Annotated in this window: 24 protein-coding genes and 1 tRNA gene; 17 read left to right on the forward strand and 8 right to left on the reverse strand. The window is 69.5% G+C overall.

The genetic code is table 11. The annotated features are described in order from the left end of the window. Nucleotides 1–23 precede the first annotated feature (23 nt). The 8 genes from HNR02_RS06085 to HNR02_RS06115 all read left to right on the forward strand — a co-directional run bounded on the left by HNR02_RS06085 (nucleotide 24) and on the right by HNR02_RS06115 (nucleotide 6,183). Nucleotides 24–470, forward strand: coding sequence for a hypothetical protein (locus HNR02_RS06085; RefSeq protein WP_179772209.1), 447 nt, complete (start codon nucleotides 24–26; stop codon nucleotides 468–470). Nucleotides 471–558: 88 nt separating this feature from the next. After that, nucleotides 559–1,221 carry an HNH endonuclease family protein gene (locus HNR02_RS06090; protein ID WP_179772210.1) on the forward strand — a complete coding sequence of 221 codons (663 nt, stop codon included), beginning with the start codon at nucleotides 559–561 and terminating at the stop codon, nucleotides 1,219–1,221. Further along, nucleotides 1,218–2,087 (forward strand): bifunctional DNA primase/polymerase, encoded by an 870-nt coding sequence (locus HNR02_RS06095; RefSeq protein ID WP_179772211.1) that lies wholly within the window; start codon nucleotides 1,218–1,220, stop codon nucleotides 2,085–2,087. Before HNR02_RS06090 ends, HNR02_RS06095 begins: the two co-directional genes overlap by 4 nt. Continuing rightward, nucleotides 2,087–2,602, forward strand: a complete 516-nt coding sequence (locus HNR02_RS36030) for a WhiB family transcriptional regulator (protein ID WP_281377184.1) — start codon at nucleotides 2,087–2,089, stop codon at nucleotides 2,600–2,602. The genes HNR02_RS06095 and HNR02_RS36030 overlap by 1 nt, the downstream gene beginning before the upstream one ends. Before the next feature lie 2 nt (nucleotides 2,603–2,604). Further along, entirely contained in the window at nucleotides 2,605–4,206 is a 1,602-nt protein-coding gene (locus HNR02_RS06105; RefSeq protein ID WP_179772212.1) for a hypothetical protein, read from the forward strand. 410 nt (nucleotides 4,207–4,616) lie between these two features. Further along, nucleotides 4,617–4,805 (forward strand): helix-turn-helix transcriptional regulator, encoded by a 189-nt coding sequence (locus tag HNR02_RS06110; protein ID WP_179772213.1) that lies wholly within the window; start codon nucleotides 4,617–4,619, stop codon nucleotides 4,803–4,805. After that, nucleotides 4,805–5,263, forward strand: a complete 459-nt coding sequence (locus HNR02_RS35310; protein ID WP_246338509.1) for a hypothetical protein — start codon at nucleotides 4,805–4,807, stop codon at nucleotides 5,261–5,263. Before HNR02_RS06110 ends, HNR02_RS35310 begins: the two co-directional genes overlap by 1 nt. After that, nucleotides 5,260–6,183: a tyrosine-type recombinase/integrase gene (locus HNR02_RS06115; protein WP_246338511.1), complete on the forward strand. Its 924-nt coding sequence runs from the start codon at nucleotides 5,260–5,262 to the stop codon at nucleotides 6,181–6,183. The genes HNR02_RS35310 and HNR02_RS06115 overlap by 4 nt, the downstream gene beginning before the upstream one ends. Before the next feature lie 120 nt (nucleotides 6,184–6,303). On the opposite strand, the gene HNR02_RS06120 is transcribed toward HNR02_RS06115, so the two are convergent. Then, nucleotides 6,304–6,385 (reverse strand) — tRNA-Tyr (locus HNR02_RS06120). A gap of 118 nt (nucleotides 6,386–6,503) precedes the next feature. On the opposite strand from HNR02_RS06120, the gene HNR02_RS06125 reads away from it, so the two are divergent. Then, nucleotides 6,504–6,995 carry a YajQ family cyclic di-GMP-binding protein gene (locus HNR02_RS06125; RefSeq protein WP_179772214.1) on the forward strand — a complete coding sequence of 164 codons (492 nt, stop codon included), beginning with the start codon at nucleotides 6,504–6,506 and terminating at the stop codon, nucleotides 6,993–6,995. A gap of 24 nt (nucleotides 6,996–7,019) precedes the next feature. On the opposite strand, the gene HNR02_RS06130 is transcribed toward HNR02_RS06125, so the two are convergent. From HNR02_RS06130 to HNR02_RS36035, 3 genes are all read right to left on the reverse strand, one after another. Next, the gene (locus HNR02_RS06130) at nucleotides 7,020–8,192 is read right to left on the reverse strand and encodes a lanthionine synthetase C family protein (RefSeq protein WP_179772215.1); all 1,173 of its coding nucleotides are present in this window, start codon (nucleotides 8,190–8,192) and stop codon (nucleotides 7,020–7,022) included. 124 nt (nucleotides 8,193–8,316) lie between these two features. Beyond that, entirely contained in the window at nucleotides 8,317–11,163 is a 2,847-nt protein-coding gene (locus tag HNR02_RS06135) for a lantibiotic dehydratase (RefSeq protein WP_179772216.1), read from the reverse strand. A gap of 59 nt (nucleotides 11,164–11,222) precedes the next feature. Further along, nucleotides 11,223–11,351, reverse strand: coding sequence for a hypothetical protein (locus tag HNR02_RS36035; RefSeq protein ID WP_281377186.1), 129 nt, complete (start codon nucleotides 11,349–11,351; stop codon nucleotides 11,223–11,225). 187 nt (nucleotides 11,352–11,538) lie between these two features. On the opposite strand from HNR02_RS36035, the gene HNR02_RS06140 reads away from it, so the two are divergent. Continuing rightward, nucleotides 11,539–12,675: a sialidase family protein gene (locus HNR02_RS06140; protein ID WP_179772217.1), complete on the forward strand. Its 1,137-nt coding sequence runs from the start codon at nucleotides 11,539–11,541 to the stop codon at nucleotides 12,673–12,675. Here the strand turns inward: HNR02_RS06140 and HNR02_RS06145 are convergent. The 3 genes from HNR02_RS06145 to HNR02_RS06155 are packed head-to-tail and all read right to left on the reverse strand — an operon-like array spanning nucleotide 12,648 to nucleotide 14,785. Then, complete coding sequence (locus HNR02_RS06145) at nucleotides 12,648–13,295, reverse strand: DsbA family oxidoreductase (RefSeq protein ID WP_179772218.1); 648 nt, start codon at nucleotides 13,293–13,295, stop codon at nucleotides 12,648–12,650. The genes HNR02_RS06140 and HNR02_RS06145 overlap by 28 nt on opposite strands. A 28-nt stretch (nucleotides 13,296–13,323) precedes the next feature. After that, on the reverse strand, nucleotides 13,324–13,914 hold the full coding sequence (locus HNR02_RS06150; RefSeq protein ID WP_179772219.1) for a TetR/AcrR family transcriptional regulator: 591 nt from the start codon (nucleotides 13,912–13,914) through the stop codon (nucleotides 13,324–13,326). Between the two features lie 4 nt (nucleotides 13,915–13,918). Beyond that, nucleotides 13,919–14,785 (reverse strand): alpha/beta fold hydrolase, encoded by an 867-nt coding sequence (locus HNR02_RS06155; protein ID WP_179772220.1) that lies wholly within the window; start codon nucleotides 14,783–14,785, stop codon nucleotides 13,919–13,921. Between the two features lie 96 nt (nucleotides 14,786–14,881). Here HNR02_RS06155 and rfbA point away from each other — a divergent pair, with 96 nt between their 5' ends. Further along, nucleotides 14,882–15,763, forward strand: coding sequence for a glucose-1-phosphate thymidylyltransferase RfbA (gene rfbA, locus HNR02_RS06160; protein WP_179772221.1), 882 nt, complete (start codon nucleotides 14,882–14,884; stop codon nucleotides 15,761–15,763). A gap of 899 nt (nucleotides 15,764–16,662) precedes the next feature. Here rfbA and htpX read toward each other — a convergent pair. After that, nucleotides 16,663–17,529: a zinc metalloprotease HtpX gene (gene htpX / locus HNR02_RS06165; protein ID WP_179772222.1), complete on the reverse strand. Its 867-nt coding sequence runs from the start codon at nucleotides 17,527–17,529 to the stop codon at nucleotides 16,663–16,665. A gap of 156 nt (nucleotides 17,530–17,685) precedes the next feature. On the opposite strand from htpX, the gene HNR02_RS06170 reads away from it, so the two are divergent. The 6 genes from HNR02_RS06170 (at nucleotide 17,686) to HNR02_RS06195 (ending at nucleotide 25,312) form a co-directional block, all read left to right on the forward strand. Further along, nucleotides 17,686–18,669, forward strand: coding sequence for a YncE family protein (locus HNR02_RS06170; protein ID WP_179772223.1), 984 nt, complete (start codon nucleotides 17,686–17,688; stop codon nucleotides 18,667–18,669). A 63-nt stretch (nucleotides 18,670–18,732) separates the two neighbouring features. Next, complete coding sequence (locus HNR02_RS06175; protein ID WP_179772224.1) at nucleotides 18,733–19,605, forward strand: LLM class F420-dependent oxidoreductase; 873 nt, start codon at nucleotides 18,733–18,735, stop codon at nucleotides 19,603–19,605. 165 nt (nucleotides 19,606–19,770) lie between these two features. After that, nucleotides 19,771–21,087: a nucleotide sugar dehydrogenase gene (locus HNR02_RS06180; protein ID WP_179772225.1), complete on the forward strand. Its 1,317-nt coding sequence runs from the start codon at nucleotides 19,771–19,773 to the stop codon at nucleotides 21,085–21,087. Next, nucleotides 21,077–22,255, forward strand: a complete 1,179-nt coding sequence (locus tag HNR02_RS06185) for a glycosyltransferase family 4 protein (RefSeq protein WP_179772226.1) — start codon at nucleotides 21,077–21,079, stop codon at nucleotides 22,253–22,255. The genes HNR02_RS06180 and HNR02_RS06185 overlap by 11 nt, the downstream gene beginning before the upstream one ends. A 145-nt stretch (nucleotides 22,256–22,400) precedes the next feature. Further along, nucleotides 22,401–23,747: an exopolysaccharide biosynthesis protein gene (locus HNR02_RS06190; protein ID WP_312860918.1), complete on the forward strand. Its 1,347-nt coding sequence runs from the start codon at nucleotides 22,401–22,403 to the stop codon at nucleotides 23,745–23,747. Beyond that, nucleotides 23,744–25,312, forward strand: a complete 1,569-nt coding sequence (locus HNR02_RS06195; RefSeq protein ID WP_179772228.1) for a Wzz/FepE/Etk N-terminal domain-containing protein — start codon at nucleotides 23,744–23,746, stop codon at nucleotides 25,310–25,312. Before HNR02_RS06190 ends, HNR02_RS06195 begins: the two co-directional genes overlap by 4 nt.

Consider the following 25,312-nt stretch of genomic DNA (forward strand, 5'->3'; position numbering starts at 1 on the left):
CCACTGAGAGGACACCGCCTGCGATGGGACGTCCCCGCTACGACACCGACGACGCACTCAGCCTCGGCGCACTGGCCGCCCACGAAGCCGGACACGGCGTCATCGCCGTCGTGCAAGGCGTGCAGGTCCTGCACTGCCACCTCGGCGCCACCACCGGCTACACCCGCCACCGCAACGTCGATGCCGACCACCCCGAGATCGCGCTGGCGATCCTGCTCGCCGGGCAGGAAGCCGAAGCCTACTGGCTCACCCGCTACGCCGGTTACTGGTTCGGCTCCGCCCTGCGCACCGCCGCCGATGCCGCCGAACACGACCTGCGTGAAATCCGGCGCCTGCGCAAACGCCACGGCCTGTCCGAAAACCGGCTGCGGTCTCACACCCGCTCCCTCGTGCGGCGCCACTGGAACCGCATCGACCGCGCCGGACACCGCCTCTACAGCCGCGGTCGCCTCTCCGGCTCCGCCCTGTAGCAGGCCCCTCGTGCTGCTGCCGGGCCGTCCGCTGGCCCGCGTCCGGGCGGCCCGGCAGCGCCCACCCCACCCGCCGAAAAGAGGTTCGATGCCCACCCGCACCACGCTGGCCGCCGCCGTACTCGGCCTCGCGCTGCTCGCCGCGACCACCGCGTGCGAGATCCCCACCACCGCCACGACCCACGCCAGCCCGGCCGCCGCGTCAGCCGGACTAGCCGGATTGCCGATCGCGCCGGAGGACACCGGCGTCCACTACGACCGCGACGACTGGCCGCACTGGTCGCCCGTGCACGGCACCTGCAACGCCCGCGAACAGGCCCTGCTCGATCAGGGCCAGGGCGTGCGCGCCGACGACCAGTGCCGCCCCATCACCGGAACCTGGATCAGCGCCTACGACGGTGCCACCGTCACCGACCCGTCCACACTGGACATCGACCACGTGGTGCCGCTGGCCGAAGTCGCCCGCTCCGGCCGCATCGAGCACGGCCACCGCGTCGGCCCCCGCACCTGGACCCGCGACCAACGAGAGCGCTACGCCAACGACCCCGACGTCCTGATCGTGGCCACCGCCCGCGCCAACCGGTCCAAAGGCGACTCCGACCCCGCCCACTGGCTCCCCAACCGCGACCGCTGCGGCTACACCACCCGCTGGATCGAGGTCAAAACCCGCTACCACCTCTCCATCGACCAAGCCGAACACGACGCCCTGGCCACCGTCCTCGCGCACTGCCCGGAAGGGGGTGCCCGATGACCACCGAGGGTCCGCTGACCGAGTGGGCGCTATTCCTGGCCGGGATGGGGTGGCCGGTGTTCCCGCTGAAACCCGGCACAAAGCGCGCGCCCGCGATCAAGGAATGGGAGCGGCGCGCCACCACCGACCCCGACCGTATCCGCCGTGCCTGGTCGGGCAACCGCTGGAACATCGCCGTCGCCGCCGGACCAGCCGGGCTGGTGGTGGTCGACCTCGACATGCCCAAGCCCGGGGAGAGCGGCCCGGACGGGGCGGCCGCGCTGGCGGCCCTGGCCGAGCAGCGCGGCGGCCCGTTGCCGGACACCTTCACCGTCACCACGCCCTCGGGCGGGCGGCACCTGTACTTCCAGGCCCCGCCCGGAGTGCGGCTGCGCAACAGTCAGGGGCAGCTCTGCCCGCGGGTGGACACCCGCGCGGGAGGCGGGTACGTGGTGGCACCGGGCTCGGTCACCGAGCAGGGCGGCTACGAACTGGCCGATGAGCGCGACCCCGCCGAGTTGCCCGCCTGGCTCGTGCAGCTCTGCACCGAGAAAGCTACGCCGCGCACCACCGCGCCGCTCGCGCTGCGCACCGGCAACCCGACCGCCTATGGCGCCGCCGCCCTACGCGGGGAGTGCGACCGCATTCGCCGCGCGGACCCGGGCCGCCACAACGAAACGCTCGCCTCAGCGGCCTACACCGTCGGCCGCAAGGTCGGCGCCGAGCTGATCGACCACGCCACCGCCCGCGCCGAGCTGATCGCCGCCGGAAACACCCTCATCGGCCCCCAGCACTGGCCACCCAACCACGCCGAAGTCGCCCGCGTCGTCGACGCCGGACTCACCGCCGGATCGCGCAACCCGGTCCGCCGCAAGGAGGCTGCCTGATGCCCACACCCCGCACTGACTTCGACCGCCCCTTCCGCGGTCTGACCGCCACCATGGTCCCGCGGCGGCCTCGCACACCGGCTGTGTCGTGGGGCGACCTGGACGTCAGCCGGAACGAACTCGCGTGGCGCGCGCAAGCGGCCTGCCGCGACGACCGCGCACCGCAGGTGTTTTTCCCCGAGCAAGGCGGGCGCGCGGCCAAGACTGTCGCGCGAGCCAAACAGCGCTGCACAGGCTGCCCGGTCCGGGCCGAGTGCCTGAACTACGCCCTGGCCCGCCGCGAGGGATTCGGCATCTGGGGCGGGCTCACCGCCCACGAACGCCGCGCCCTGCTCCGCGGACGCCGAGCGCGCCGCAAGTCCGCCCACCGCGATCGGGAGGTTGCGCGGCTGACCCGCGCCGGGCTGACCGCGCGAGAGATCGGCCAGCAGCTCGGGATCACCCCGCGCACCGTCGTCCGCTCCCGCTCTCGCGCGCGCCTGAACCACGAACCCGGAGACCGCAAGGAGTCCTGATCATGAGCAGCACCGCGGACAACGCCCCCGAGCACGGCCAGCGGTTGCGCCTGTGGCCGGTCGGTGCGGGCGGACGGCCCCGGGTGCGGGTGGGGGCCGCACCCGAGACCATCCGCGTGCTCACCGAAGCACTGGACGCCCGCCTGATCCCCGACACCTACGTCTCCGACGGTGCACCGGTGGCGCTGGAGTCCGTCTCCGGCGCGGCCGATCCCACCGCCGGGGACGAGGACGTGGCGCTGCCCCTGTCGGCCAGCCCGCTCAAACCACCACTGCTTGCGTCGCTGCTGGCCGAACACGCCGACGTCGTGCGGCAGCGAGTGGACGAGAAGGGCGACACCGCCGACGTCGAAGTCTCACCCTCGGGAACGGTGCTGTCCGCGGTGCTCGCCCGCCGCTCCTGGCCCGGACTGCCGGTGCTGCGCAGGATCATCTCCACCCCGGTGCTCCGACCGGACGGCACGCTGCTGCAAGCCCCGGGCTACGACCCCGCCACCGGGTTCTACCTCGCGGGCAACACCCACCTGCCGCCGGTGCCGGAGAAGCCCAGCGGCGAGCAGGTCGCCGAGGCGCGGGAATTCCTGCTGGAACGGTTCCTGCGGGACTTCCCGTGGCGCGAGCCCGCCGACCGGGCGAACTACCTCGCGCTGCTCGTCACGCCGATCATCCGGCCCTTCACCCGCACCCTCGCCCCGTTCGGCGTCATCGACGCGTCCATGCCCGGCTCCGGCAAAACCATCCTCGCCGGGTGCGTCGGGCTGCTCGTGGGACAGCGGGTGCTGACCTGGACCGACTCCGAAGACGAACTCCGCAAAGCCATCACCACCGTGCTCGCCGACCAGTGCGGCGCGGTCGTGTTCGACAACCTCGTGGAGGGACACGTGATCGACTCCGCCGTCCTCGCACGGCTGGTCACCGAACGCACCTGGACCGACCGACGTCTCGGCACCAACGCCGCCGCCACCTACCCCAATGACCGGCTCTGGCTGGCCACCGGCAACAACCTGCGCACCGGCGGCGACATGGCCTCCCGCGCCGTGTGGGTCCGCCTCGACCCCAACTGCCCCCGCCCCGAGCAGCGCACCGGGTTCACCATCCCCAACCTCGACTCCTGGATCCTCGACCCCGCTAACCAAGCCACCGTGCTCTGGCACCTGCTCGTGCTCATCCTCGACTGGACCGCGGCCGGTGCCCCCACCGCCGCCGGGGTCCCACAGATGCGGCAGTTCACCCGCTGGGCCCAGCACCTCGGCGGGTTCCTCACCCACCACGGCATCACCGACTTCCTCGGCAACGCCGAACACGCCCGCGAACTCGATGACGACGCCGCCGAATGGCGAGCGTTCCTGCTGGCCTGGCACGACCTGCACGGCGAGCAGCCCCTCACCTCCCAGCAGGTACGGGGGAGCGCCGAAGTCATCATCGGCCCCGACCCCTGGACCGGCACCTTCCCCACCACCGCGACCGGGAAACCACTGTCCACCAAAGCGCTCGGACGGCGCCTCACCGGTCAGCTCGACCGCTGGCGCGGCGACGTCGTGCTACGCAGCGTGCCCGACCCGCACACCAAGATGCGCCTCTACTGGGTCGAACGCACCGGCTGAAAGCTCAAACCCGCGAAACAAACCCGGAAACCCCGCAAACCCCGCAGCAAAACAAGAAAACCAGTCCTGACCAGGGCAAACGACGGTTACAGCCTGCGGGGTTTCACTACTGGCGGCTCATCGCCAAACCCCGCAAACCCCGCAGAGTTGCGGGGTTTGCGGGGTTTGCCAAACCCGCCGAACTCCCCAAACCCCGCAAGTACATCCCCAGGTCAAGAGCCACTTTGCGGGGTTTGCGGGGTTTGAAACGCACTTCCGCCACCTCAGCCTGAACGTCCCCCCCCCCGTACCCGCCGAGCACCCCCGCCTCGATCACCAACGGTGACCAACACAATCGACTCAAGGAGGCTCCCATGCCCCGTAGCTCTGTCGCAGACCACACCGCTACATCTCGGAGGCCCGTCACTGCCATGGGAACCCCGTCCCGATTCCTCACCCTGAAAGCCTTCTGCGAAGAACTCCAGGTCGCCAAGTCCACCTTCTACGACTGGTGCGCGAAAGGCCGCGCACCACGCCACATCAAGCTGCCGAACGGCGAAATTCGCATCCGTCGTGCAGACCTTGATGCGTGGCTCGAATCCCGAGAGGTGGCCGCCTGATGGAGACCAGCCACGACGTCCGTATCTGGGCGATAGAGACGGTCAGGGGCAAGCGCAGGACAACCTACCGAGTTCGATGGCTTGTGGCAGGCAAGAAGTTCGGCGAGTACTTCGCGACAGTTGGGCTCGCTGACAGTTTTCGCTCGGATCTCGTCACCGCATCCCGTAAGGGCGAGGCGTTCGACACCGAGAGCGGTTTGCCTGTCTTGCTTATGCGGAAACTCGCGACAAAGCCGTGGTTCGAATTCGCCCGCGAGTACGCCGACATGAAGTGGCCGAACTCCTCTCCGCGATACCGCAAGTCCACTGCGGAATCGCTAGGACGGATTACGTTGGCCATGACGAGTAACCGCGGCTCGCTGCCCGAGGTAGGAAGCCCGGAAGGGCGGGCATTGCGGCAAGCTCTGATGTCGCTGTTCAACCCACGACGCGGTCAGCCGCACTGTCCGGCCGGATGACTGCCGAGCTGAATACCATCGCCCGGAACAGCCGGAACGTGAACGACCTGGAGAAGCCCGACGTTCTTCGGTCCGTACTGGCCGAACTCGAAACCAACCTGGACGGAAAGCGGGGATCGGCGAACACCGTGCGCATCCGCAAAGCCGCCCTCACCAACTCCATCGACTACGCCATCGAGAAGAAGCTGCTCGCGGGCAACCCGCTCGCCGAGCTAAAGACGAAGAGGCGGAACTACGTGCTCAAGGAAGTCGATCCGGCCTCTGTCATCAACCCGATGCAGGCACGGATGTTGTTGGAGGCAGTCGGGAACGCGGGGAAACCGGGGCCGCCACTGGTCGCCTTCTTCGCCACGATGTACTACGCGGGCTTGCGCCCCGAGGAGGTCGCGAACCTAAGCAAAGCGGACCTCGCGATTCCCGAGCAGGGCTGGGGTGACCTCAACCTGAGCGGTGCGCGCCCCGAGATCGGCAAGGAGTGGACCGACTCGGGAGAGGCAAGCGAAGCGGGTCCGCTAAAGCACCGCGAGGAGAACATCGGCCGGAAGGTGCCGTGCGCACCGGCGCTTACCGAGATCCTGCACAACCACCTCACCCAGTTCGGCACAGCCTCGGACGGTCGCCTGTTCCGCGGCGCCCGGGATGGCGGCCGGGTGGCGAGCAGCGTGTACGGGCGCGTGTGGGCCGCCGCGCGCGAGCTGGTGTTCACGGAGGAGGTCCAAGCTGGCCCGCTCGCCAAGCGGCCGTATGACCTCCGGCATGCGTGCGTGTCAACGTGGCTGAGTGGCGGCGTGGAGCCGACCCGGGTAGCGAAGTGGGCAGGCCACAGCCTCTCGGTCCTGCTGAAGGTCTACGCGAAGTGCCTCGACGGCGGGGAGAAGGCCGCTCGTGACCGCGCTGAGCGCGCCATGCGTGGCTGGTGAAACTCAGGGGCGTATTGGGGGCGGGATGCCGGACTGAGCCAGACCAACCCGGACGTAGCCGGACCATACGAGAACACCCCCGTGCCTGTCTTTGCAGGTCACGGGGGTGTTTGCCCAGTGTGGCGGGTGAGGGATTCGAACCCCCGAAGGCAGTGCCGTCTGATTTACAGTCAGATCCCTTTGGCCGCTCGGGCAACCCGCCATGGCCGGGCGCACCGGCCGGGCAGAAGTCTACCGAACGGTCCGGCGCGCGTCCGAGGGGGGCCAGCGCGGCGCTATGGTGTGGGCCAGCCGACAAGCGAAACGACGAGGTAGGACACGTGGCGGATCCGTCATTCGACGTGGTGAGCAAGGTCGACCGGCAGGAGGTGGACAACGCGCTGAACCAGGCGGCCAAGGAGCTGTCCACCCGCTTCGACTTCCGGGGCGTCAACGCCAAGGTCTCGTGGGCAGGCGAGGAGGCGTTGACCATCGAAGCCGACACCGAGGAGCGGGCGAGCGCCGCTGTCGAGGTGTTCAAGGAGAAGCTGATCAAGCGCGGCATCTCGCTGAAGGCGTTCGAGGCCGACGAGCCTGCCGTGTCCGGCAAGATCTACAAGGTCAACGGCAAGATCCTGCAGGGCATCGCCTCCGACAAGGCCAAACAGATCGCCAAGGTGGTCCGTGACGAGGGCCCCAAGGGCGTCCAGGCGCAGATCCAGGGCGACCAGCTCCGCGTCTCCGGCAAGAAGAAGGACCACCTCCAGGACGTCATCGCGCTGCTCAAGGACAAGGACTTCGGCATCGCGCTCCAGTTCACCAACTATCGCTGACCCAGGACGCCGCGGGGGCGCGGCTCAGCTCAGCAGCAGCGCCGCGTCCCACGGTGCCGGGTTCCCGGCGTGCGTCGCCAGTGCGAGGGCCGCTCCCGCGGCACCCTGCAACAACCCGGCGGCATCGATCTGCTCGCCGGTGTGCAGATGGTGCCGGAACCCGAACCGCGACGACGGATCGAAGGCCGTGAGGAGCCGTGCGGCGACCGCGTCGGCAGCCGGGGAACCCATTCGCCGGGTGATTTGCAGCAGGCCGGCGTCGCCGTGACAGAAGGTCGGGCCCTCGCTCAGGCCGGGACGCTCGACGGCGCCCAGGGCCAACGCGGCGGCCCCCGCGTCGCCCAGTTCGAGCGCCGCCAGGTGCAGCGCGAAAGCCACCCCGGCCGTGCCGTAGCACCACGCCGATCGCGAGGCGGGCACCGCCCGCCCGCTCACCTGCGCCTCGAACCCGACCCGCGACGGCCAGCCCACCCCCGACTCGTCCGTCCACGCCCACCGCAACAACCAGTCGCGGACCACGCGCATCGCGTCCGTCATCCCGGCGACCCGGTGGCCGTGCCGGTGGGCCAGTGACAACAGCACGAGTGGACCACTGATGCCGTGCGCCAGCCCGGCGTTGAAGTCCCCGCGCGGGTAACGCTCGCGGTCCACCTCCACCGTGTATCGATCCGGCGCGCACCACCAGCCGGGCACCTCGACACCGTCGACGACGGTCGGCCGCGTCAGCGCGACAAGGTACTCCAGCACCCGCTCCAGCGCCGACGAGCAACGGTCACCGCCCAGCGCCAGGAGCAGGCGCCCCCTGCCGGTGAGCCCGCTGATCACGTCGTAGTCCGCCATCCCGAGGCGCTCGGGCTTCGGCCACCGCTCGCACACCTCGGCGAGCGCCACACCGGCCTCGCGCAGCAACCCCTCGTAGCCTCCGCCGTGGACCCGCCGGTGGACCAACGCCGCGGGCACCAGTGCTTCCGGCGCCACCTCGCCCGCGGCCACGAGGTGCGCGTGACACACCGATGCCCAGGCCGGGTCATCCGCCGAGAGCACCGCGTGCAGGACGGCGACACCGGGATGACCGCCGAGCAGAGATGGCCCCAGACCCCGCACGGACCGCAGGCGCTCCCCCACCTCCCACGCGACGTCCATCGGGACCGCGGACCGCTGGTCCGCGCGATGCGATCGTCCGGTCACCGTCGTCACAGCGGTCCTCCCCAATGTCGGGTGCAGTCGGCAGACGCGTCACCACGAGCGCGTCGAAACAGCGGCATACCGCGAATGCGCACTGTGGCCCACAGGCTCGTGGCCGCGAGCGCGCCTGTGGGACTCATCGGCCGTGCCTGCCGCGGTCGAGGCGCAGCGCCAGGCCGCCGTGCACCAGTGCATACACCTCCTGCTCGCGCGCCCGGTCGATGCCGAACACCCGGTTGCAGTGCATATGGGCCAGGCTCAGCGCGACGCGCCCGTACCGGTCCGGCGGCAGCTTCGTCCGGTACTCCGCGAGGGCCTGGCTGCGCTGGCTCCACGGTTGGTCCAGTGACGGACGACCAGAGGTATCGATCGCCCCGGCCAGCTTCTCCCGGTTCTCGCGCGGCACAGATCGGCGCAGGTCGAGGGGGACCGTGGCGGCGAGCCACTCCAGGATCTCCGGAGGCTGTCCGAAATGACGGACAAGGTCGAGCACGCTCAGGGCCACCAGCCCGTCCGGCGCCTGCTCGATCATCGCCAGGGCCACCCGTGAATCGGCGTGGAACACCCGCTCGGCGTCGCCGATCGCGTCTGGACCGCCGTACCGCTCGACCTCGGGGTCGTAGCTGTCCAGCACCATCCGGGACAACAGCCCGTCCTCCCGCAGGCCACTCGCCCACGCGTGCAGACGCGGCAACAGCGTCGGCCACAGCGTGTCCGGTTTTCCGGCGAACCGGATCCGGAGATGCGGATCGGGGTCGGCATATCGGACGAAATGCCAGTCCTCCACACCGCTGACCATCTCGTGCAGGCGCGACTGGAGGATCTGCCGCTGCGCCGCGTCACTCGCGTAGAGCTTCGCGTACAACCAGTCTCCGCCGGGCAGTCGCAGCGCGTCGGACCGGGTCCGGCCGGCCGGAACGGGTCGCGCGGGAGCGCGTGTGCCCATCAGCTGGAAGACCACCTCACCCGCGTGACCGCCGAGCCAGCCGTCGCCGTGTGACAGCACCTCCTGGACGACCAGCCGCGGCGTCTTTCGCAGCTCCGCCTGGAACACGGTCCTGTGCCCGGGGTCGTCGAGATCGATCACGATCCGGTTGTCCGAGCTGGTGAGCTGCACCCGGCGGGGCACGTCCCACCGCTCCCGCCACGACCGGACGGCCGCGGACCAGTCGGCCGGAACGTCGAGCATCTCGCGACTGGGCAACCACCGTGCGGGCGCGAGGACCGTCCGTCCATACCGGACTCGCGGGAGGAACGGCGCCGTCGACAAGGCGCCCCACCGCCACGGCAGGCAGGACGGGTTCTCCTGTTCACCCAGCTCCAGGAGGAACCGCGCGACCGGCGGGATGTGCCCGCTACGCGGATTCAGCATCGAGCCGGACACCGGCGTCACCCGCTCGCCGGAATCCAGATCGACGAGGTACAGCTCGTCCTGGGTAGCGCCGACGGCCAGCTCGTCCAGCGCCAGGTCGCGGACATCGGCGACCGCCGGACCGCAGCCGACCGGAATCCGCACCGGCAACCGCTGCGGCACGGAAGCGACGTTCGCCGAGCGCGTTGTCCGCGGACGGCACGCGACCTGCGCGGCTCCGGCAGGCGAACCGTCCCGGACGAGCGTGGTCAACTCGGTGCCGAGCTCGGGCATCAGATGGGCGAACCGGGCGATCGTCGAACCTGCCTGCGGTGACCCGAGGTTCTCGCCGACGACCAAGCGGAACTCCCCGGTGCACAACGCTTCCCAGCTCGACGCGTGAATCTCCGCGCACAGCTCCATCGACACCGGCCGCCGCTCCGGCGGCTCCGGGGCGAGCACGTCGACCGTCTCGTCGTCGAGTTCGACCTCCGTCCGGCCCGACCGCGCCGCGGCCAGGACGAGATCCAGCACCGCGGGGCCGGAGTCCGAGCGGCGTGCGGTGAAATCCGGTAGTCCCAGGCCACGGTTGTCGTCGAGCAGCTCCAGGAGCGGGACCACACGATCACTTCCGTAGCGCTCCAGAAAGCGCTTCCGGTATTCGCCCAACCACACCGGTCCTGCCGTCCTTCCCCAGCGCCACAACACCTCGGCAGCCCGAGCCGCCTCCGCGCCGAGCGCGGCGGGCAAGGTCGCTTCGATGTCCAGCCGCAGATCGGTCTGGATGACATCGTCCGTCTCGTGTAGAGCCCGCATCCGGGCTGCAACGGCTCGCCTGCGCGACCATCGGTCGCTGACAGCGGCGTCGGCGTGGGCAAGGTCGGCGCGGATCGCCACGAGTTCGGCACGCAGCGGATGCGCTGCCGGCACCCGGTCCAGGACGTGCCCGAGCGGGTCGACGCAGTCCGGCGGCGGGTCGAGATCGGTGAGCAGCACTCCGACCTCGACGAGCTGCCCCAGCACTCCCTCGAACCCGGTGCGCCGGAACCGGCGGCACAGCTCCCCGAGCAGATCCGGCCACGAAACCGGAGTCCGGGCCGCCTCCCGCACCGCTCGCACGAGTGGCGTGAAGCGGATCGAAGCTTCGCGGCGGCGGGATTTCTCGTACCGCTCGGGAAGCACCAGGCGATCGCCGCGGACCACAGCCACGTTGTTCACGACCAGAACAGCTCGTGGCAGCACGAGTGGATCCGTTCGCAACCGCCGCAACAGGCCGTCCAACCACTCGGCATCGGTCCGACTGGTCGGACGGTGCCGCTCGCCGAACCGCAGTTCCGGCCGGTCGCCCAGCCGCACCGGCGCAATGCCCGCGAAAAGACCGAACGGCGTGGGCCGGCTGGCCATGCGCAGGTGGTACTTGGCGAGGGCGACGGCACTGCGCCGCCGGACCTTGTCCTTCACCGGCTCGCCGCGCGCCACACGGAGAACGTCACGCGCCAAGCTGGGGCTGGCGGCGTCGACGGCTTCCACCAGGACCTCGTCACGGGCGAGGACCTCCAGCGACGGGAGCGATTCCTCGGCTCGCGGTCGCACGGCGGCGCGCAGCAAGGCCAGTTCGGCACACGTGAACATCGCTCGCCTCCCGGCTGGACGGGTGGCGGGCCACGCGGACCCGCCACCCGGAACTCACGTCAGCAGGACGGCCACAGGGTCGCGCAGATGTCGCTGAAGCCCGACTTGTTCGTCAGCAGGTCGCCTTCCTGCGTCGGAGCGGAGATACGAAGGTCCAGGTCGAAGTCCTCGGGAGCCAGGTTTTCCATGTGATCTCTCCTTCGTTGTGAGCTGTGGCTCATGCCACTTCTCCGAACGTAGAGGATCGTTCAACGATTCATCAAGAGGTTGATTCTGACGTGGTATTGCGCTACAAAGTTGCCTTTTGTCCACCTTCGCCGCACAGGCACCCGTCACGCTGTGGTCTAATTCGGCCGCCGAGAGTGAGGGGGCCCGATGCGCCGAATGATCGCGCTGGTGCTGACGCTGCTGGTCGCGGTGACGACCACGATCGTCCCGGCCGAAGCCGCGCGACGCGGCGACCTGGGCGTCGGTGCTTATCCCCGAGCGATCCGGCTGGAGCACACGCCGTTCCTGCGCGGCAGGATCATCGCCTCCGTCAACAGCTGGGACAGCGGTGGCGCCTTCGCCCGGATCTTCGAGAGCGCCGACGAAGGCGCCTCGTTCCACCAGGTCGGCGAGGTTCGCGATCCCGAGGGCGCGCAGGGCGAGTGCTGCGGCAGCATCTACGAACTTCCCCAGCGCGTCGGCAGGCTGCGTGCCGGAACCCTGCTGTGGGCGGCGTCCTACGGGCAGAACGGTGGCGCCGGCCGTCGCATGTCGATCCGCGTCTGGTCCAGTTCGGACGGTGGTCGGAACTGGACCTTCCGGTCCGAAGCGGCCCGTTCACACAACCACGACGGAGTGTTCGAGCCGGAGTTCACAGTGGACAGTGGCGGTACACTGTGGATCCACTACGCCGACGAAACCGAGGCACCGCGGTACAGCCAGGTGCTCAACCGCGTCGGCTCCACCGACGGCGTCACCTGGGGGACCAAGCAGACCACGCTCGCGATCCCGCCCGACCGGGTCCGTCCCGGCATGCCGGTCGTGCGCGAACTGCCCGACGGCCGGTACTACTTCTCGTACGAGATCTGCAACTACGGCAAGCGGTACTGCGACCCGTACTTCAAGATCTCCGCCGACGGCGCCAACTACGGCGACCCCGCCGACCCCGGCACGCGGGTGGCAACGGCGAACGGCAGTTACTTCCAGCACGCTCACACCGTCACGACCTTCCCCGGCGGACCGAACGGCGTTCGGCTGCTCATGGTCGGCCAGATCTACACGGACAGTTCCGGCCGTCCACTGCCGTCCAACGGTCAGGTGCTGCTCGCCAACGACCACCTCGGATCAGGTGACTGGTACGAGATACCCGCACCGGCGCCGGTTCCGAACGCGCACAACGACTTCTGCCCGAACTACAGCTCGTCACTGTTACCTGTGGACAGTGGGCGCAACGTTCTCGAACTGGCCGCCGACTACGACGGCGGGGTGTGCAAGGTCTACTTCGGCACCGGCCCGGCGTCCTGATACGCCTTGTCCAGTGCCGCGGCGAAGGTCTCCACGGACTGGGCACCGGAAACGCCGTAGCGGCGGTCGAACACGAAGAACGGCACGCCGTTGGCACCCAGCGCACGCGCCTCGTCGATCTCCGCGCGGACCTCGGTCGCGTAGGCACCGTCGTCAAGCACCCGGCGGACCTCGTCACCGTCCAATCCGGCTTCCGACGCCAGTTCAACGAGCGAGCCGACGTCGAACACCGAACGCCGCTCGGTGAAATAGGCGCGGAAGAACCGCTCGGCGACCGCGTCCTGCAGACCGCGCCCCCTGGCGAGCTGCAGCACGCGGTGCGCGTCGAAGGTGTTGCCGATGACCCCGCCGTCCAGGTGGTACTCCAGTCCCTCGACGGCGGCCAGCTGCGTGAGGCGCTCCTCGTTCGCGGCGAATTCGGCCTCGTTGATCCCGTACTTCGAAGCGAGGAGCGCCGCCTTGGGCTGCGGCTCGCGCGGTGCGCTCGGATCGAGTTCGAACGAGCGGAAGGTCACCTCGACCTGGTCACGGTGCTCGAAACCGGACAGCGCGCGCTCGAAGCGCCGCTTGCCGAGGTAGCACCACGGGCACACGACGTCGGACCAGATCTCCACCTGCACGAACTGGCGAACGTCGTGCGGCGGCGGACTATTCCGCGAGGAGGCCGATCAGCCACATGGCGAGCACCTGCTCGGCGTCGGAGCGCGCCTGCGCGGGGTTCTCCGCGTAGGTGATCATCAAGGCCGCTTCGTTCACCGCGCTGAGGATGAGCTGGGCGAGCGCCGCGACCGGAACGGGCTTGAGCAGCCCCTGCTCCACCGCGTCCTCCAGCAGTCGCACGATCAGGCCCAGACCGTGCTCGGCCTCCAGCTCGCGCCAGGCGGCCCAGCCCAGGACGGCGGGAGCGTCCAGGAGCGAGATCTGACGGCATTCGGGGCGCTCGCAGGCATCGAGGAAGGCTTTGAGCGCGTAGAGCAGGACCGTGGCGAGGTCCGGCGCGTCCTTGGTGGCGGCCTCGACCTCGGCCGTGACCTCCAGCTCGACCTGCTCGAACACCGCGCGGAACAGGCCCTGCTTGTCGCCGTAGTGGTGGTAGAGGGCGCCGCGGGTGACGCCCGCGGCGCGAACGATCTCGTCGGCGGGCACGGCCTGGTAACCGCGCTCGGCGAACAGTTCGCGGCCCGCCGCCATCAACGCGGCCCGGGTGCTCTGGGATCGCTCTTCCTGGGTTCGGCGCACACCCCTAATCTGCCATGACGCCGACGAAGGCCAGGATGTGCCGCACCAGCACGGCGGGCTGGTCCTCCGGGACGAAGGCGTAGGAGTCGGCGACCTGGACGAGCCGGGCGTCCGGCAGGAGCGCGGCGAGGCGACGGCCGAGGCGGAGCGGGAAGGTCCGGTCCTCGTCGGCCCACACCAGCAGGACCGGCTTGTCGAACGCGCGCAGCTTCTCCGCGGCTTCCAGCGTGTAGCGGGAGTGCACGGCGCGGAGGACCTTGCGCAAGTCGCGGCGGATGCCCGGCTGCCGGTGCGCGGGCGCGGTGTAGGAGTCGACGATCGCCCGCGGGATCGGGTACTTGGTGAGGCCACCGAAGACGAGCGGCGTCCGGTGCAGTGCCCTGACCTGCAGAAATGCGGCAAGCGGGCGCATCGATCCGGGGATCTGGGCGAGCAGGGTGAGCGGCCTGAACGCGGGCGGGAAGAAGTAGTCGAACGAGTCCGAGGGAGTGAGGACGACGCGTTCGACCCGCTCGGGACGGCGGGACAGCATGATCTGCGTGAGGGCGCCGCCGGTGTCGTTCGCGACGAGGACGACACCGCGGAGGTCGAGCGCGTCGAGGAAGTCCGCGATGAGGTCGGCGAGGCCGGTCGGGGTGAGGTCGGCGTCCGGGTGGAGCGCGGTTTCGTGCGCGCCGAGCGGGAGGTCGAGGGTGAGACACCGGAAGCCGGCGTCGGCGACGTCCGGCGTGACGTGGCGCCAGAGGTTGGCATTGACGAGGACTCCGTGGATGAAGACGACGGGCCGCCCCTCGCCCCGGTCGAAGTAGCGGACGTCACCGTGGCGGAGCGCCACGTGCTTTTCCTGGCCGAGTGCTGGTGAGCGAGTCATGCCGGCGAAGATACATACAAACTGTATGTATGTGAAGTGGCGGGCGCGCTAGGGTGGTTCCGGATCGATCCGGACGGGTGAACGAGGAGCTGGGGTATGAAGGGCATCGTGCTGGCGGGCGGCAGCGGGACACGTCTGCACCCGATCACCCAGGCGGTGTCGAAGCAGCTGTTGCCGGTGTACGACAAGCCGATGATCTACTACCCGATCTCGGTGTTGATGCTGGCCGGGATCCGGGAGATCCTGGTCATCTCGACGCCCGCCGATCTGCCGAACTTCCGGCGCCTGCTGGGATCGGGCGACCAGTTCGGGCTGCAGCTGAGCTACGCGGAACAGCCGAGCCCGAACGGCTTGGCCGAGGCGTTCGTCATCGGGGCGGACTTCATCGGCGACGATGACGTGGCCCTGATCCTGGGCGACAACATCTTTTATGGGCAGGGATTCTCCGGGCGGATGCGACAGGAGGTCAGCGCGCTCGACGGGTGCGTGTTGTTCGGGTACCCGGTGAAGGACCCGCAGCGGTACGGCGTCGGCGAACTCGACGGGGCCGGGCGCCTCGTGTCGATCGAGGAGAAGCCCCAGCGGCCGAAGTCCAACCAGGCGATCACCGGGCTGTACTTCTACGACAACCAGGTGGTGGAGATCGCTCGCGACCTCACCCCATCGGGTCGTGGCGAACTGGAGATCACCGACGTCAACCTGACGTATCTGCGTGAGGGCCGCGCGAAACTGGTCGAGCTGGGACGCGGTTTCGCCTGGCTGGACACCGGCACGCACGACTCGCTGCTGGAGGCCGGACAGTTCGTGCAGGTGCTCGAACACCGGACCGGGGTGCGGATCGCGTGCCTGGAAGAGGTCGCGCTGAAGATGGGGTACATCGATCCGGAGGAATGCCTGGCGCTCGGGCGGAAGCTGTCGAAGTCCGGGTACGGGGACTACGTGGTGGCATGCGCTCGTTCGGCCGGAGCCGTCGGGTAGGTCGGCGTCGCCACGGCGACGGTGCGCGCTCGGACCGCCGTGCTCTGCCGTTGCCCGTGCCGAGGCCCGCCGTGGTCTGCACGCGCGGGCTGCGGGTCGCGGGCGCGTGCGCGGACACCTCGCACGGGTACGAGCAGGCACCTCGCGCGAGCACGAGCAGGTACCTCGCACGGGCACCAACGGACATCTCGCGCGGGCACGAACACGCACCTCGGGCAGGCACGAACGGGCACCTCGCGTGGGGATGAGTGGGCACGGCGTGTGGGGATGAGTGGGCACGGCGTGTGGATGCGAACGGGCACCTCGCGCGGGCACGAACACGCACCTCGCACGGGCACCAACGGACACCTCACGCGGGCACGAACGGACACCTCGCGCGGGCACGAACGGGCACTTCGCGCCGAGATGAGCAGGCACCTCGCGCGGACGCGAACGGGCACCTCGCTTGGGTACGAGCACGAATTGGGCACGTCGTGCAGGCACGAGTGCGCAACTCGCGCGAACACGAAACGGACATCTCGCACGAGCCGGAACGGATAACTCGCGCGCGCACGAGTGTGACCTTCGTGCAGGTACGAGTATGAATGGGCACTTTATGGAGGTACGAGTGCGCAACTCGCGCTAGCACGCGCGGGCATCTCGTGTGGGCGCGAACGGACACCTCACGCAAGCGGCGGGCGAACACGAACGGCCACCTCACACCGACACGAACGGACACCTCACGCACGCACGAGTGAGCCCTTCGCGCCGGTACGCGCACGAATGGGCGCTTCATGCAGGCACGAGTGCGCAATCGCGCGAGCATGAATGGGCGACCTCATGCGGACACCGGGTGGGCTACCCGGCCGACACGGGGCCGCATCGTCGTTACCTCGGAAGCGTCACCACGGGACCGCAGCTCAGAACGGGCCGCGGCGGGCCATGTCCTCCAAGCGCCGGATGCGGTCCTCCATCGGCGGGTGCGTGGAGAACATGCGCGACAACGTCTCGCCGGGGCGAAAGGGGTTCGCGATCATCAGATGCGACTGGGACACCAGCTGGGGCTCCGGAACGAGTGGGGCCCGCCGGGTGCCGGAGTCCAGTTTGCGCAGCGCCGAGGCCAGCGCGAGGGGGTCACCGGTGAGCTGCGCGCCCGAGGCGTCGGCCTGGTATTCACGGGAACGGCTGACCGCCATGCGGATGATGCCCGCCGCGATGGGACCCACCAGGATGATCAACAACGACACCAGCGGGTTGTTGCCCTCGCGGTCGTTGCCGCCGAACACACCCGCGAACATCGCCAGGTTCGCCAGCACGCTGACGACACTCGCGAGCGCGCCCGCCACGCACGAGATCAGGATGTCCCGGTTGTAGACGTGCGACAACTCGTGCCCGAGCACCGCCCGCAGCTCGCGCTCATCCAACAATCCCAGGATGCCCGTGGTGCAACACACCGCGGCGTGACGAGGGTTCCGCCCGGTGGCGAAAGCGTTCGGAGCGGCCGTCGGGCTCACATAGAGCCTCGGCATCGGCTGGCGGGCCGACGTCGCCAGCTCCCGCACGATCCGGTACATCGCCGGCTGCTCCGCCTCCGACACCGGGCGCGCACGCATCGCACGCAACGCCAGGGTGTCCGACTTGAAGTAGGCGTACGCGTTCATCCCCAACGCCACCACCAAGCCGATGAACAACGCGCCACGGCCGAACAGTGAACTGATCGCGATGATGATGGCACTCATCAGCCCGAGCAACAGCGCGGTTTTCACGCCGTTCTGGTGCCTGTGCACGTGCCCTGCGCCTCCCTTGCCAACGCTCATTTTTCCAACGCCCGAAACGGATGTGAAGTTCCTTCGCCGAACTCGGAGCGCGCGCGAGCCCGCATCCGGTTAGTGTTCGACCGGGTACCCCGTGGACGAGTGGGTCACCCACCGGGGAGGTTGGGCATGGGCAGAGCCAACATCAGCCGCCGGACCGCGTTCTCCCTGGTCGCCGGGGCCGGGCTGCTCGCGCTGACCCCCGCGGCGTTCGCGGCGGGCTCACCCGCCGGACCGGCGCCGCGGCTGGTCTCGGTGCCCGTCGGGAGACAGCCCCAGGCGGTGACGGTGAACCCGGTCACGGGAACCGCCTTCGTCGCGAACACCGGGGACCGCACCATCACGATCGTCCAAGGCGGACGCGCCGTCGCCACCGTCGGCATCCCCGGAAGACCGTCCGACCTCGCCGTCGATCCGGCCACCGGGCTGGTCCACGTCGCGAACAGCACCTCCGGCACCACAGTCGTAGTCGACCCGGCCACCTCGGCCACCGTCACGATCATCCCGTCCGGCGACGGCTCCTCGGTGCTCGCGCTCGACCAGCGAACATACAGTCTGTATGTAGGTTCCGGGGATCAGGCGCGGGTGGGCCGGATCGACCTCTTCGGCGGCGTGATCAGGAACACCATCGAGGGGCCGGGCAAGGGGTTCGCGGCCGCGGTGATCGACGAAAGAGCACGCGCGGGTTACTTCGCGAGCCTCCAGACCGGCTCCATCGAAATCCTCGACCTCGCCACCGACACGTTCACGAAGAGCATCCCCGTCGGCGACGGCCCCTCCGGCATCGCGCTGCACCGGCGCACCGGCAGGGTTTACGTCGCGAACTCGGGTATCCACCACCTGTCCGTGATCGACGGCGCCACCCGCGGGGAGACCCGCACGATCCTGCTCCGCAGCGAAGCCTCTTCGGTGGCGGTGCACGAAAGGAGCAACACGGTCTACGCCAACGGCGGGCCGGACGGCCTCGTCCGCATCGACGGCGCCCGCGGTGAGATCACCGGTGAACTGACGCTCGGCATCAACCCCGGCAACGTCGCCGTCGACCAGCGCACCGGCGCCGTGTACGTCACCGACCCGCTGCGCGACCGGCTGCACGTCGTCACCGGATTCTGAATCCTGGAGCAACTCCGGGTATAGGTTCGAAAAGGCAGGAACACGATTCGACAGAGGGAATCCATGAAACTCGGACTGCAAATTCCCGACTTCACCTGGCAGGGCGGACCGGCCACGCTCGGCGGTGATCTCGCCAGGGTCGCCCGCGCCGCGGACGACGCCGGGTTCGAATACCTCGCGGTGATGGACCACTTCTTCCAGATCGGCCAGGTCGGCCAGGTCGAGAACGACATGCTCGAGGCGTACACGACCCTCGGCTACCTCGCCGCGCACACCGACCGGGCCAAACTGCTGACCGTGATCACCGGCGTCATCTACCGCCAGCCCGGCGTCCTCGCCAAGGCGATCACCACCCTCGACGTGCTCTCCGGCGGCCGCGCCGTGCTCGGCATCGGCGCGGGCTGGAACGAAGAAGAGTCCCGCGGACTCGGTTTCCCGTTCCCGCCCACGGCGGAACGTTTCGAGATGCTGGAGGAAACCCTGCAGTACGTGCTGCGGATGTGGTCCGACGACGACGGCCCGTTCGACAGCGACCACATCCACGCCGAGCGGCTGATGAACGTCCCGCAGGCACTGTCCACACCGCACCCGCCGATCATGGTCGGTGGCAGCGGCGAGAAGAAGACGCTGCGGTTCGTCGCGAAGTACGGCGACGCCTGCAACATCTTCAACGGCCCCGAACTCGAACACAAACTCGACGTCCTGCGCGGTCACTGCGAGGCCGAGGGCCGCGACTACGGCGAAATCACCAAGACCGTCTACCACCCGCTGGACATCGGCGCGAACGGCGAAAAGACCGAAGAGCTCAAGACCGAACTGCGCCGGCTGAACGGGCTCGGTGTCGACGCCGCGATCGGCGCCCTCCCCGGAATTCCGAACACCGATCTGATCGAAATCTTCGGCAAGGACATCATTCCCTTCGCCGAAAGCCTCTGACCCCGTCCCCGGCGCGGCGGACGGCAACCACCGCCGCGCCGGGGACGGTTTGTCACTCGCGAAACCCGCTCCAGGTAAGCGCTTTTCCACACGAGGACGCCCGTAACGATCTCCTCCCGCCCGCCGACCTCTGGGTCAAGCCGGTGGCGGCGGGGAGGATTTTCCATGAAGATCAGCGTCTTCGGGCTCGGGTACGTCGGATGCGTTTCGGCCGCATGCCTCGCCGGCGAAGGGCACGAGGTCATCGGGGTCGACGTCAACACCGTCAAGGTCGACCTCATCCGGCAGGGCAAGGCGCCCGTCGTCGAAGAACGCATCGGCGAACTGACCGCCGGTGTCGTGGCCAGTGGCGCGCTCGAAGCCACCACCAGCGTCGGGGAAGCGATCGCGCGCAGTGAGATCTCGCTGGTCTGCGTCGGTACCCCGTCCGCGCCGAACGGCAGCCTGTCCACGACGTTCCTGGAACGCGTGACCGAGGAGATCGGTGGCGCGCTCGCGGCCAAGACCGGTCGGCATACTGTCGTGTTCCGCAGCACGATGCTGCCGGGCACCTGCCTCGACCTGCTGGTCCCGATCCTGGAGAAGTCGTCAGGGCGCACCGCGGGCGTCGACTTCGGCGTCGCCGTGAATCCCGAGTTCCTCCGGGAAGGCAGCAGTGTCAAGGACTTCTTCGACCCGCCCAAGACGGTGATCGGCGAGCTGGACGACGCCAGCGGCGACGCGGTCGCCAAGCTGTACGAGAGCCTTCCCGGTGACGTGTTCCGGGTGCCGATCCCGGTCGCGGAGATGATCAAGTACGCGGACAACGCCTTCCACGGCCTCAAGATCGGGTTCGCCAACGAGCTGGGCGCGATCTGCCGCGCACTGGGCCTGGACTCACACCGCGTGATGGACGTGTTCCTCGCCGACCGCAAGCTCAACGTCAGCCCCGCCTACCTGCGGCCCGGCTTCGCCTTCGGCGGTTCGTGCCTGCCCAAGGACCTGCGCGGCCTGGTCTACGCCGCGCACCGCGCCGACGTCTCGGTGCCGCTGCTCTCGCACGTGCTGCCCTCCAACGAAGAACACCTGCGGCGCGCCTTCGATCTGGTCGCCCGCACCGGCAAACGGCGCGTAGGTTTGTTCGGCCTGTCGTTCAAACCGGGCACCGACGACCTGCGCGAGAGCCCGCTCGTCGAACTCGCGGAACGCCTGCTGGGCAAGGGCTACGACCTCAAGATCTACGACGCCAACGTGAGCCTGTCCCGGCTGATGGGCGCCAACCGCGAGTACATCGAAAGCCGCCTGCCGCACCTGGGGCAGCTGCTGGCCGGCTCGGTCGACGAGGTGCTCGACCACGCCGAGGTGTGCCTCGTCGGCAGCACCGACCCGGCCGTCCTCGCGGCACTGCCCCGGGCGGGCGGCCGCATGCTCATCGACCTCGTTCGCCTGCCCGACGCCGCGGTGCGCCGGACCGAAGAAGGATACGTCGGCCTTGCCTGGTAAAGCGCTGATCCTCGTCGAGAACCTGTCCGTGCCCTTCGACCGTCGGGTCTGGCAGGAGTGCACCACGCTGCGCGACGCCGGGTGGGAGGTGCACGTCATCTGTCCACAGGGGATGAAGCGGGACACCGAGCCGGAAGCCGCAATCGACGGCGTGCACATCCACCGCTATCCGCTGAAAGCAGCGACCGGCGGCCCAGCGGGTTACCTGCAGGAGTACGGGTCGGCGTTGTGGCACACGTTCCGGCTGGCCCGCCGGGTCGGCCCGGTCGACGTCGTGCACGCGTGCAACCCACCCGACCTGCTCTTCCTGGTGGCGCGCATGCTCAAGCGCCGTGGCGCCAAGTTCGTCTTCGACCAGCACGACCTGGTGCCCGAGTTGTACCTGTCGCGCTTCGACCGGGGCAAGGACCTGCTCTACCGCGGCGTGTGCGCGCTGGAGCGGGCCACCTACCGGGCCGCCGACGTGGTGATCGCGACCAACGAGAGCTATCGCGACGTCGCCCTGACCCGCGGCGGCAAGCGCCCGGAGGACGTCTTCGTGGTGCGCAGCGCACCGGTCGTCGAGCGGTTCCACCACGTCCCGCCGGAGCCGGACCTCAAGCGGGGCAAGCCGAACATGCTCTGCTACCTCGGTGTCATGGGGCCGCAGGACGGTGTCGACTACGCCTTACGGGCGCTGGCGAAGCTGCGGGACGACCTGGACCGCACGGACTGGCACGCGGTGTTCGTCGGCTCCGGTGACGCCTTCGACGCCATGGTGGCGCTGTCGCGCGAGCTCCGGCTGGACGACCAGGTCGAGTTCACCGGACGGATCCCGGATGCCGATCTCATCCGCTATCTGTCCACAGCGGACGTCTGCCTCGCGCCGGACCCGATGAACCCGCTCAACGACGTGTCGACCATGAACAAGATCATGGAGTACATGGCGATGCGACGCCCCATCGTGTCGTTCGATCTGCGCGAGGCACGCGTCTCCGCGGGCGAAGCCGCCGTCTACGCCCCGCCGAACGACGAGCTGGAGTTCGCCAAACTCACCGCCCGGTTGCTCGACGACCCGGCGGAACGGGAACGCATGGGTGACCTGGGGGCCGAGCGTGTCGCGGGCCCGTTGTCGTGGGCCAATTCGGCCAGCACGCTACTCGAAGCGTACGACGCGACCCGGCGGTGATTTCCCCACCACCACGGCGAAATCCGCGTCGGAAAAACGCCCGGTCGCGTTTTGAACAAGCCGGTAACCAATCCGGGAACCGCCGCGACGTGGTTTGTGAAAGCCCATCCGCTCGCGGCCGGGCGCATCTCGCGAAAGGGGGAGTGTGGCGTTGAACGACGACACCGTCCGGCTGTCCGTGGTCGGCAGGATCCTGCGCAGGCGCTGGCGCGTCCTCGCCGCACTCGCCGCGCTGGGCGCGCTGGTGGGTGCCGGCGCGTCGCTGCTGTTCTCCCCCGGCTACCAGACGGTCTCGAACGTCCTGTTGCAGGGCGCGCCGGATTCCAGCGAACTGATGACGGAAGCCCAGGTCGCGACGAGTTCCGTGGTGCTCGACCGGACCGCGCAGGCCCTGGCCTGGGGCGTGCCAGGGCCGGGGCTGCGCGATTCGGTGACCGCGGACGTCGCGGAGGGCAACATCGTGGCGATCACCGCCGAGGCCGAGACCCCGGAGAAGGCGCGGCAGCTCGCGGACCAGATCGCCAAGGAGTACGTGAGCTACTCCGCTCAGCTCATCGGCGGCACGGCGGACGCGGCCAGTCAGATCCGGCAGGAGCAGGAGGACGCGCTGCGCCGCCAGGTGCAGGAGACCAACGACCGCATCACCGATCTGGCCGCCGACGTGCGGACCGTGACGGTGGAGAGCGTCCAGGTGCGCACCCAGCTGGAAACGCTGCGGACGTCGCTGACCGAGGCGATGGCGAAGCTGGACGAGCTCGACGGCACCGGACGTCAGGCCCAGATGGTTGTGATGGGTCCCGCCGAACGGCCGGCCGCGCCAGCCGCGCCGACGATGACCCACTTCATCGGCGGGGGCGCGATCGTGTTCTTCCTGCTCGGCGTGCTCGGTCATCTCGTGGGCGCGCGAGTGGACCGGCGGCTGCGCGACGAGACCGAGATCGCCGCCGCGGCGGGCGGCCCGCTGCTGGGCAGCGTGGACGTGCGCGCCGCGCCAGAGGATGCCGCGGCACCCGCGTCCCGGCGCTGGTGGTCGAAGCTGCTCAAAACCGACGTGCCGTGGAACCTTTCCGACCTCAACGCCTCCGCCGACGCGGCCAGCCGCGAGATCCGCTACCGCCGGGTGCTGTCCCGGCTGGGCGACGGGTCCGGGGTGTTCGCCCGTGTCCTCGTGCTGGTCGCCGACGACGACCCGGTGGCCAAACGAGCGGTGGCTCAGCTGGTCTCCGCTGGCCGGGACAGCCGTCCCGAGCTGCGCGTGGTGATGGTCGACCCGGAACGGCCGACCGTGCCCGACGACAACGACTCCGCCGGTGTCCTGCTGGTGGTCGCGAGCGGGAGCCGGACGGGCTGGGAGCTCGTCGCGCTCTCCGGTGCCGCCGCCGACGCCGGGCAGCGGGTGCTGGGTGCCGTCGTCGCCCAGCGCACCGCGGCGGTTCCCGCACCGGACGGTGACGAGCCGGTCGGCGATCAAGTAGTGGCAGGTTCAGCGTGACGGCACCGGAGAACACCCAGAACACACAGCCGCTGCTGGATCTCCAGCGCGTGCTGATCGCGATCCGACGCCGCAGGCGGCTGTGGCTCTCGGCCGCCGTGCTGGGCCTGCTCGCGGGCGCGGTGCTGGCGTTCCTCTCGCCGACCCCGCCGACCGCGGTGACCCGGCTGCTCGTACTGCACGCGGAGGACGCGCCGAACGACAGCGGCACGCTCATCAAGACCGACGTGGCGATCCTGGAGACCACCCGCGTCGCGGAGGCGGCGCTGCGGAAGCTCGGTTCCACCGAACCGCCGGAGCGGTTCGTCAAGTCCTACACCGGCACCGGCCTCACCAACAATGTGCTGGAACTGCAGGTCACGGCGGACAGTTACGGCGAGGCGGTCGCCAAGGCGCAGGCACTGGCGGACGCGTTCATCGCCGACCACTCGGCGCGCATGCAGGCGGCAGCCGACGCGGAAGCGCAAGCCCTGCTGAGCCAGCGCGACCAGATCCAGACCGAGCTGACGGAGGTCGACCGGCAGATCGCCTCCTCCGCGAACCGCAACAGCCAGATCGGCCCCGCCGAGCTGCAGTCGCTGTACGCCCGCCGCGCCGATCTGACCTCACGGGTCTCCGACTTCACCAACCAGGCCAGTGAGGCGAAGATCGGCACACCCCAGCTGGCCGCTGGAACGCAGATCGTGGACGCGCCACGTCCGATGGCCGCATCGCCGCTGGGTTCGCTCGTCACCAACGCGGGCATCGGGCTCGGGTTCGGGCTGATCGCCGGGCTGGGGCTGGCCGCGGTGATGAGCGTGGTGCGGGACCGGCCGCTGCTGCGACGGGAGGTCTCCGCCCACCTCGGCGCGTCGGTCATCGCGCAGCTGCCGAAGCCGCGTCCGTGGCAGAACGGTGTGGCACAACGGGAACGCGTCGCGGCGACAGTGGCCCGCACGGTCCGGGACGGCGGCAGCGTGTCGGTGCTCGAACTCGGGTGCCCGAAGGTCGCGGCGGCGCTCGCGGTCGGCATGGCCGGGCACCTCGGTGACGACGTCCGGATCGTGGACGACCTGCCACACCGTGATGTCACCGCACTCGCGCCCGATCGCGTCATCGACGGCGGTGCCGCCGGGCAGGGCCGGATCGGGGTCGGCACGGTGTCCCCCGGCACCGCGTGGACCGACCTGCGGCGCCTGGGCTCGGAGACCGTGCTGGTCGTGCAGGCGGGGAAGGCGAGCACGCTGTGGCTGCACACCGTCGCCCGCCAGCTGGCCGACCTGGGCATTCCGGTGATCGGTGTCGTGCTCGTCGCGCCGGACCCGCGGGATCGCACGGACGGCACGCTCTGGGACGGGCTGCACACGGCGTTGCGCGGGCGGGCGACCGCCGTGCCGAGGAACGGCACCGCGTCCGCGAACTGGTTCGCCCGGCTGCCCTCCGCCACGACGGGCAGGTCCGAGCAGACGCTGACCCTCACTCCCGTGCACGACCTCCCCACCAAGCAGTTCACCCCGGTGACACCCCCGACCGACAACCCGGAGGCACACGTGAACGGCAAACTGCCCGTCGAGCACGAGAGCTGA

The organism is Amycolatopsis endophytica, from assembly GCF_013410405.1.
GTDB classification, from domain to species: domain Bacteria; phylum Actinomycetota; class Actinomycetes; order Mycobacteriales; family Pseudonocardiaceae; genus Amycolatopsis_E; species Amycolatopsis_E endophytica.